Raw genomic sequence first — 8,756 nt, 5'->3', positions numbered from 1 at the left:
AACGGGGTCTTTTGCAGCACCACGTCATCGGCATCCAGGCCGTAGGCGTCCTGCATCCACAGCAAGCGGTTGACCACCCCGGCATGCTCGTTCATTACGCCTTTCGGCAGGCCGGTGGACCCTGAGGTGTAGATGACGTAGGCCAGGTGCCGTGCAGTCAGTTCAGCCACGATCGGATTGCTGGCAGCCAGGTCGCCCCAGTGAGGCTGATCAAGATCGATCACACGGCCCGCTTCCGGAATATGCCGGGTAGCCCTGTGCACCAGCACCGCCACTGGCGCGCTGTCGCTCAGCATGTGCCGCACCCGCTCTGCCGGGTAATCCGGGTCGACCGGCACATAAGCACCACCGGCCTTGAGGATGGCCAGCAACCCAACCACCATCGACAACCCACGTTCGACGCAGATCGCTACCCGATCATCCGGTTTAACGCCCAACCCGATCAGATGATGCGCCAAACGGTTGGCCTGTTCGTTGAGCTGGCGGTAACTCAGCTCGCCCTCTTCGGCCCGCACCGCCACGGCATCCGGCGTGCGCCCAACCTGCGCTTCAATCAGGCTGTGCAGGGTCTGCTCAAGGTTGTAGTCAACCACCGTGTCGTTGAACTCCACCAGCACGCGCTGGCGCTCCTCGGCCTGCAATACGGGCAGGCGCTGCAACGGCAGGTCCGGTTCGTGCTCCAGGGCCTCGGCCATGGCTTGCAACACCTGGTCCATCTGCCCGCAAATGCGCGCCGCACCCACCTCGACCGGTGTCATGGCCACCAGCCGGAAGCCCTGCCCGGTGTCGTCCACGTTCAGGCCCAACGGGTAGTTGCTGCGCTCCTGGCTTTCCAGGCTGTCGATACCCGCAGTCGCCTGTTTCTGGCTGGCGGTGGCCTGGCTGCTGTGGCGGTAGTTGAGCATCGCGCTGAACAATGGCTGCGGCGCCGCCACACCGCTGCAGCGCTGGGCCAGGGCCAGCGAGGCATGCTCGTGGGCCAGCAGCGCACTGAGCGACTGGTGGGTGGCATGGGCACCTTCGCGCAGGCTGACGCCGGCAAGGTCGATGCGCAGTGGCAGGGTGTTGATGAACATGCCCAGCGCGCGTTCGGCGCCCTCGCCACCTTGCAGGCGGCCTAGCAGTACCGTACCGAACACCACCCGCGGCTGGCCGCTCGCGGCGCCCAGTAGGCGTGCCCAGGCCAGGTGGAACAGGCTGGCGACGCTGATGCCCAGGTGCCGTGCCTGCACACGCAGGCGTTGCGCCAGGGCTTCATCCAGCCACAACTGTGCTTCTTCGATGTCGCGGCCATCGCCTTGCACATCGCTGAGGCCGAACGGCAAGGTCGGCGCGTCGATATCGGCCAGTTGTTCGCGGAAGAACGCCTCGTGCTCGGCCTGGCTGATCCCCAAGCGGGCCTGGGCCACGTAGTTGCGGTAAGGCACCGGGGCATGGGCCGGTTCGGTGCTGCCTTGCAGGTAGCCGATCAGTTCCTCGGCGACCACTTCCATGGCGGTGTGGTCAAGGACGATGTGGTGGAACTGCAGGGTGGCTTCGATCGGGCCGTCCGAGTCGGTGTAGAGCAGGCGGATCAGCGGGGCCTGGCTCAGGTCGAGAGCGGTGTTGGGTTCTTCGCGAGCATGCTCGCTCCCACAGGGTTCGTGTGCAAGCGGAGGGACTTCGCGCAGGACCACCTGCACAGGTTGCGGCAGGCCTTCCCAGAGGATGGCGGTGCGTAGCACGTCGTGGCGGGCGACGACTTTGTCCAGTGCGGCGGCGAAACGGGCCAGGTGCTCGCGGCTGGCGAAGGCGAAGCGTGATTGCAGGACATAAGGATCGTGCCCGGCCGCACTCAGGTGGTGGTAGAGAATGCCCTCTTGCAACGGCGCCAGTGGGTAGATGTCCTGCACATTGGCAGCACCACCCGGCACCTGGGCGACGATGCGCTCGATGGCGGCCTGTTCCAGCGCCACCAGCGGCAGCATGGCCGGGGTGATCTGGTTACAGCCAGCGGGGATCAGGTTGTCGGGTACCTGCACCTCACGTACCTGGCCCAGGGTGGCGGCCAGGGCGGCGATGCTCGGTTGGCCGAACAGCGTGCGCACATCCACCTGCAAGCCCTGCCGGCGCAGGCGTGCAGTCAGGTTGACCGCCAGCAGCGAGTGGCCGCCCAGTTCGAAGAAGTTGTCGTGGCGGCCCACCCGCTCGACCTGCAACATGTCGGCCCACACCAACGCCAGTGCGGTTTCGACTGCGCCTTGTGGTGCCTGGTAAGCCTGCCTGGCCAGTTGGGCCGGGTCCGGGTCTGGCAAGGCCTTGCGGTCGAGTTTGCCGTGGCGGGTCAGCGGCAACCCATCCAGGCGGGTGAACGCCAGCGGCACCAGGTGCGCCGGCAAGCTTGCCTGCATGGCCTGGCGCAAGGCGTCCGGCGCGACCGGCGCGCGTTCGGTGAACCAGGCCAGCAAGCGCTCGCCACGCACCAGCACCACGGCATCGGCGACGCCTGGCTGGGCCGCCAGCACACTTTCGATTTCGCCCAGTTCTACCCGTACGCCGCGGATCTTCACCTGGTCGTCGTTGCGGCCCAGGTAGTCCAGGGTGCCATCGGCATTCCAGCGCACCAGGTCGCCGCTGCGGTACATGCGCGCATCGGCCTCGGTGCTGAACGGGTCGGCCAGGAAGCGCTCTGCGCTCAGTGCGTCACGTTTCAGGTAGCCGCGGGCCACACCGGCGCCGCCGATGTACAACTCGCCTGTCGCGCCCACCGGCACCGGCTGGCGCTGCTCGTCGAGCACGTAGACGCGGGTGTTGGCGATCGGCTTGCCGATGTGCAGCAGGCCGCCCGGGGTCAGGCGCCCGGAGCTGGCCACTACGGTTGTTTCGGTGGGCCCATAGTTGTTGACCACGTCAAAGCCTGGGTCGTGCTCGAACTGGCGCAGGCGGTCGCCACCGACCAGCAGCGTGCGCAAGGTCGGGTGCTGGCGTTCGCGGCGCAGTGCCTGCTCGGCGACGGGGGTCGGCAGGAAGCTGACCGCCAGCGGTTGCTCCAGCCACCAGTCCAGCAGTTCGTCGACGTGTTCACCGGCAACCTGCAGCGGTGGCAAATGCAGCACCGCCCCGGCACACAGCGCCGGCCAGACTTCCCAGGCCAGCGCGTCGAAGCCGAACCCGGCCACGCTGCTGGTATGGCTGCCTGCGCCGACGGCAAAGGCCTCGCAGTGCCAGTGCACCAGGTTGGCCAGGGTCGCATGCTCGACCATCACCCCCTTGGGCTGGCCGGTCGAGCCGGAGGTGTAGACCACGTACGCCAGTTGCCGATGGCCCAACCCAGGCACCTGCGGGTTGCTGTCGGCTGCGCCTTGCCAGGCATCCTGGTCCAGCACCACACGGGCGGTTTCGCCGACCAGCGCCTGGGTTGCAGACTCGACCAGCACCAGCGCGGGGGCACTGTCGTCCAGCAGATAGCCGATACGCTCCGCCGGGTAAGCCGGGTCGATCGGCACATAGGCCGCACCGGCCTTGAGCACCGCCAGCAGGGCGACCTGGCGTTCCAGGCTGCGCGGCAGGCACAGTGCAACGCGATCACCCACCTGCACGCCCCGTGCAATCAGGTAGTGAGCCAGGCGGTTGGCGCTGCGGTTCAGCTCGCCGTAGCTCAGCACCCGGCCATCCTGCACCAGGGCAGCGGCCTGCGGCGTGCGGGCCGCCTGGGCTTCGACCAGGGCATGCACGGTCTGCGCGGTCGGGTAGCTACGCTGGGTGGCATTGAAGGTTTCCAGCAATTGCTGGCGTGCGGCCTGGCCAAGGATCGGCAGCGTGCTGACCGCCACATCGGCTGCCTGCTCCAGTGCCTGGACCAACGCCTGCAGCGCCTGGCGCATCCAGCCTGCCACCCGCTCGGCGCCCACGCCTTGCTGGGCCAGTACGCTCAAGGCAAAGCCTTCGCCCAGGTCATCGACGCTCAGGGTAAGCGGGTAGTTACTGCGTTCCTCACCGCCCAGCAGGCGCACGCCCTGGGTGCCGGCAGCGGTGCCGCCTGCACTGCTGTGGCGGTAGTTGAACAAGGCGCTGAACAGCGGCGAGGACGCCGCCACGCCGCTGCAGCGTTGGGCCAGGGCCAGCGAGGCATGCTCGTGGGCCAGCAGCGCCGACAGCCGTTGGTGGGTCAGGCGCACTGCCTGCTGAACCGGTGTCGACAGATCGATGCGCAGGGGCAAGGTGTTGATGAACACACCCAGCGCCCGGTCCGCCCCTTCACCGCCTTGCAGGCGGCCCATCAGCACCGTGCCGAACACCACGTCGCTGCGGTTGGCGAGCACGCCCAGCACCCGCGCCCAGGCCAGGTGCGCCAGGCTGGCGGCACTGACGCCCAGTTGCCGGGCCTGATCGCGCAGGCTGCGGGCCAGCGTGGCGCTCAGGGCCAGGTGTGCCTCTTCAATGGCATGCCCTTCGCCTTGCACATCGGCCAGGCCGAACGGCAGGGTCGGTTCGTCGAGGTCGCCCAGCATCTCGCGGAAGAACGCTTCATGGCCGGCATCGTCAGCCGCCAGGCGCGCCTGGGCCACGTAGGTGCGGTACGGCACCGGCGCGGGCAACTGCTCACCCTGCCCCGCCATCAGCGCCTGCATCTCGCCGGCGATCACCTCCATGGCGGTATGGTCCAGGGCCAGGTGGTGGAACTGCAGGATCGCCACCACCCGCTGGTTGGCCGGGTCGGCCGCATGCACCAGGCGCAGCAGCGGTGCGCAGGCCAGGTCCAGGCGCTGGTGGCGGGCGTCGAAACGTGCCTGCAACGTATCGATCACGGCCACATCGCCAAGCCCTTCGACCGCCGTGACGCTCATGCACGCCTTGCGCCACACTACTTGTACCGCTTGCTCGAGGCCTTCGCTGACCACGGCGGTGCGCAGGATGTCATGGCGGTCGATCACCTGCTGCAAGGCACCGGCCCAGCGCTGCAGGTCGGCCAGGCTGTCGAACGCCAGGCGCGACTGCAATAGGTACGGGTCGCCCTGTTCGGCGCTGAGATGGTGGTAGAGGATGCCTTCCTGCAGCGGAGCCAGGGGGTAGATTTCCTGCACGTTGGCCGCGCCGCCCGGCACGCAGGCAACAATCCGGTCGATGCTGGCCTGGTCCAGTTCGATCAGGCTGAGCATGTCCGGGTTGATAATCTGGGCATCCATAGGCACCCGGTTGACCGGGACCTGTACCTCACGGCCAGTACCGACTGCCGCGGCCAGTGCCGCCAAGGTCGGCTGGGCGAACAGCACACGTACGTCGGCACCCAGGCCGGCCTTGCGCATGCGCTCGACCAGGGTCACGGCCAGCAGCGAATGGCCGCCCAGTTCAAAGAAGTGGTCGTGGCGCCCGACCTGCTCAACCTTCAGGACCTCTGCCCAGATTGCGGCCAGGGCAACCTCCACTTCACCTTGCGGCGCCTCGAAAGCACGGCTGACCAGCGCATCGGCGCCCGGTTGCGGCAGTGCGCGGCGGTCTAGCTTGCCGTTGGCGGTCAACGGCAGCTCGGCCAGGCACACATAGGCAGCCGGCAGCATGTAGTCTGGCAGTTGGCCCTGCAGACGAGCGTGCAGTTCGGCCACTACCGGTACCGCCGTGTGTGCGCTGAAGTAGGCCACCAGGCGTTTGTCGCCCGGGGTGTCTTCACGCAGCACCACGGCACTGTCGCGAACGCCGTCGCACTGGCCGAGGCGGGCCTCGATTTCCCCCAGCTCGATACGGAAGCCGCGCAGCTTGACCTGCTGGTCGGCACGGCACAGGTAACGCAGCGTGCCGTCGGCCTGCCAACTGGCCAGGTCACCGCTGCGGTACATGCGTGCCCCTGGCTGGCGGCTGAACGGGTCGTCGAGGAAGCGTTCGGCGCTGAGTGCGGGCTGGCCAAGGTAACCCAGGGCCACGCCATCGCCACCGATGTACAGCTCACCAACGGCGCCTACCGGCAGCGGTTGCCGGTGGGCATCGAGCACATAGCAACGGCCATTGCCGATCGGCTTGCCAATCGGGATGCTGCCCTGGCCGACGGTGGTTATTGCATGGGTGGTGCTGAAGGTAGTCGCCTCGGTCGGGCCGTAGCCATTCAGCAAGTGCTGCGGCGCGCCGTCGCGCAATACCCGGGCGATCACCGCCGGGTCCAGCACGTCACCGCCCACCATCAGGTAGCGCAGCTTGGCGAAGGCTGGCAGCAAGGCTTCGGCAAACTGGTGGAACAACCCTGCCGTCAGCCATAGCACGCTGACGCCCTGCGCCAGCAGTACATCGCGCAATGCCTCGCGTGACAGCACCTGTTGCTGGTCGATGACCACCACGCGGGCGCCATTGAGCAGGGGCGCCCATACCTCGAGGGTACTGGCGTCAAATGCCGGGTTGGAGGCGAAGGCCACGCGGTCCGCACGGGTGAACTCGGCGAAGCCGTTGTTGATCACCAGGCGCACGATCGCCCGGTGCGGCACCTGCACGCCTTTCGGAGTACCGGTGGAGCCCGAGGTGTACATGATGTAGGCCGCGCTTTCGGCGTTCACCGGCAGGTCCGGCGCGTGGCTTGGGTAGGCGGTCAGGTTGCAGCGATCCAGATCGACCCGCAGGGCCTGACCAGGCTGCGTTTCGCTGGCGAGCGTGAGCAGCACGCGGGCCTGGCTGTCGTTGATCATGAACGCCTGACGTTCGACCGGGGCATTGCTGTCCAGCGGCACGTACACCGCCGCGCATTTGCTCACGGCCAATTGCGCTGCCAGCAGTTCAAAGCTGCGCGGCAGCAGCAACGCTACACGGTCACCCGGGCTGATGCCGAGGCCCAGCAGGTGGTGAGCCAGGCGGTTGGCGTACTGCTCCAGTTGCAGATAGGTCCACTCACGCTCCCCGTGCACCACGGCGGTAGCCTGCGGGGTGAGCGCGGCATGGGCACCGAACAGCCGGTGTAGCGCATGGTCCCGCGGGTAGTCGCGGCGGGTTGCGTTGAAGCCTTGCAGCACCCGTTCGCGCTCGCTCGGCGCCAGTTGGCTCAAGGCATGCAACGGGGTGGCCGGGGCGTGTTGCAGGGCATCGGCCAGTTGCTCCAGGGCCGTCGCGAGCAGCCGGCACACCTGCCCGCCGTCCACCTGGGCCAGCGCCTGCACGGTCAGCACAAAACCATCACCCAGGTCATCGACATTGACCACCAGCGGGTAATTGCTGCGCTCATGGGCAGCCACCTGTTCGATGCCTTGCCAGGCCTGGCGCAGTTCGACCTTGGCCGGGGCGCTGTGGCGGTAGTTGAGCAGGCTGGTGAACAGCGCCTGAGTAGCCGGTACGCCGCTGCAACGCTGGGCCAGGGCCAGCGATGCCTGTTCGTGGGCCAGCAGCCGCGCCAGGCGCTGGTGGGTCAGGCGTACGCCATCGGCGGCGGCTGCCGCACTGACGCTGACGCGCAATGGCAAGGTGTTGATGAACATCCCCAGCGCCCGCTCGGCACCCTCGCCGCCCTGCAGGCGACCCAGCAATACCGTACCGAACACCACCTCTTCGCGCCCGGACAGCTGCGCCAGTACCTGCGCCCAGGCCTGGTGCACCAGGCTGGCAACACTCACGCCCAGTTGCCGGGCCTGCTCGCGCAAGCGTGCAGACAGTGCGCCATCCAGCGCCTGACGGCTGTCGTACACCTCGCCGGCATCGCCTTGCACATCGTGCAGGCCGAAGACGACAGTGGGTTCGTCAATGTCGCCCAGCAGTTCGCGGAACAGTGCTTCGTCGGCCTGGGTATCGGCGCCCAGGCGGGCCTGGGCCACGTAGTTGCGGTAAGGCACACTGGCCTCGACGAGCGGCTGGCCTTGCAGCACGGTGGTGATTTCGGCCACCAGCTGCTCGACCGCAGCGTGGTCAAGGATGATGTGGTGGATCAGCAACGTGGCTTGCAGGCCACTTTCGGCCTGTTCCGGCAGCAGCCGCACCAGCGGCGCCTGGTTCAGGTTGATGCCGGCGTGGGTCTGTTCGCAGCGCAAAGCGCTGGCGACCGATGGCGTATTGCGCCATACCACTTGCACCGGTTCGTCAAGGGTTTGCCAGTGGATGCTGGTGCGCAGGATGTCGTGGCGGGCAATGACCTGGTCGAGCGCGGCGGCAAAGGCGTCCAGCTCGGCCTGGCCTGGGAAGGCAAAGCGCGCCTGCAACACGTACGGGTCGGCCCCCTCGCTGGCCAGGTGGTGGTAAAGAATGCCCTGTTGCAGCGGCGCCAGGCCGTAGATGTCCTGGATGTTCTCGGTACCGCCGGGCACCTGCGCGACCAGGGTGTCGATGGCAGCCTGCGAAAGCTCGGCCAGCGGCAGCATGGCTGGGGTGATGTGTGAGGTGCCCGGGGCAATGCGGTTGGCTGGCACCGCCACCCTGGTTTCAGCGCCCAGTGCTGCCGCCAGCGCGGCCAGGGTCGGTTGGCCGAACAGCACACGGATATCGGCATGCAGGCCTTGTTCACGCAGGCGTGCAGTAAGGGTGACGGCCCGCAGCGAATGGCCGCCCAGTTCGAAGAAGTTGTCGTGGCGCCCTATCTGCTCCACGCCCAGCAGTTCGGCCCAGATGGCTGCGAGCAGGCGTTCGGTAGCCCCTTGTGGGGCTTCGAACGGGCGGTCCTGTAGCGTGCCGGGTTCTGGCAGCGCCTTGCGGTCGAGCTTGCCGTTGGGGCTCAGTGGCAGTGCTTCGAGGTGCATGAACTGCGCCGGGACCATGAATTCCGGCAGGTGCGCGAGCAGCGAAGTGCGCAGGGTTTCTAGCGTTTGCGGCTCACCGGT

1 protein-coding gene is annotated in these 8,756 nt (G+C 67.5%); it reads right to left on the bottom strand.

Annotated features, from left to right (window positions below; translation table 11 throughout):
* Nucleotides 1–8,756: amino acid adenylation domain-containing protein (locus ACIQUI_RS28210; RefSeq protein ID WP_403204322.1), on the bottom strand; the 8,756-nt coding region annotated here is incomplete at both ends.

It is taken from the genome of Pseudomonas sp. NPDC090592, assembly GCF_044769185.1.
In the GTDB taxonomy this organism is placed as follows: Bacteria; Pseudomonadota; Gammaproteobacteria; order Pseudomonadales; family Pseudomonadaceae; genus Aquipseudomonas.
Note: the sequence above shows the minus strand (reverse complement) of the source record. Positions and strands in the feature narration are given on the sequence as shown.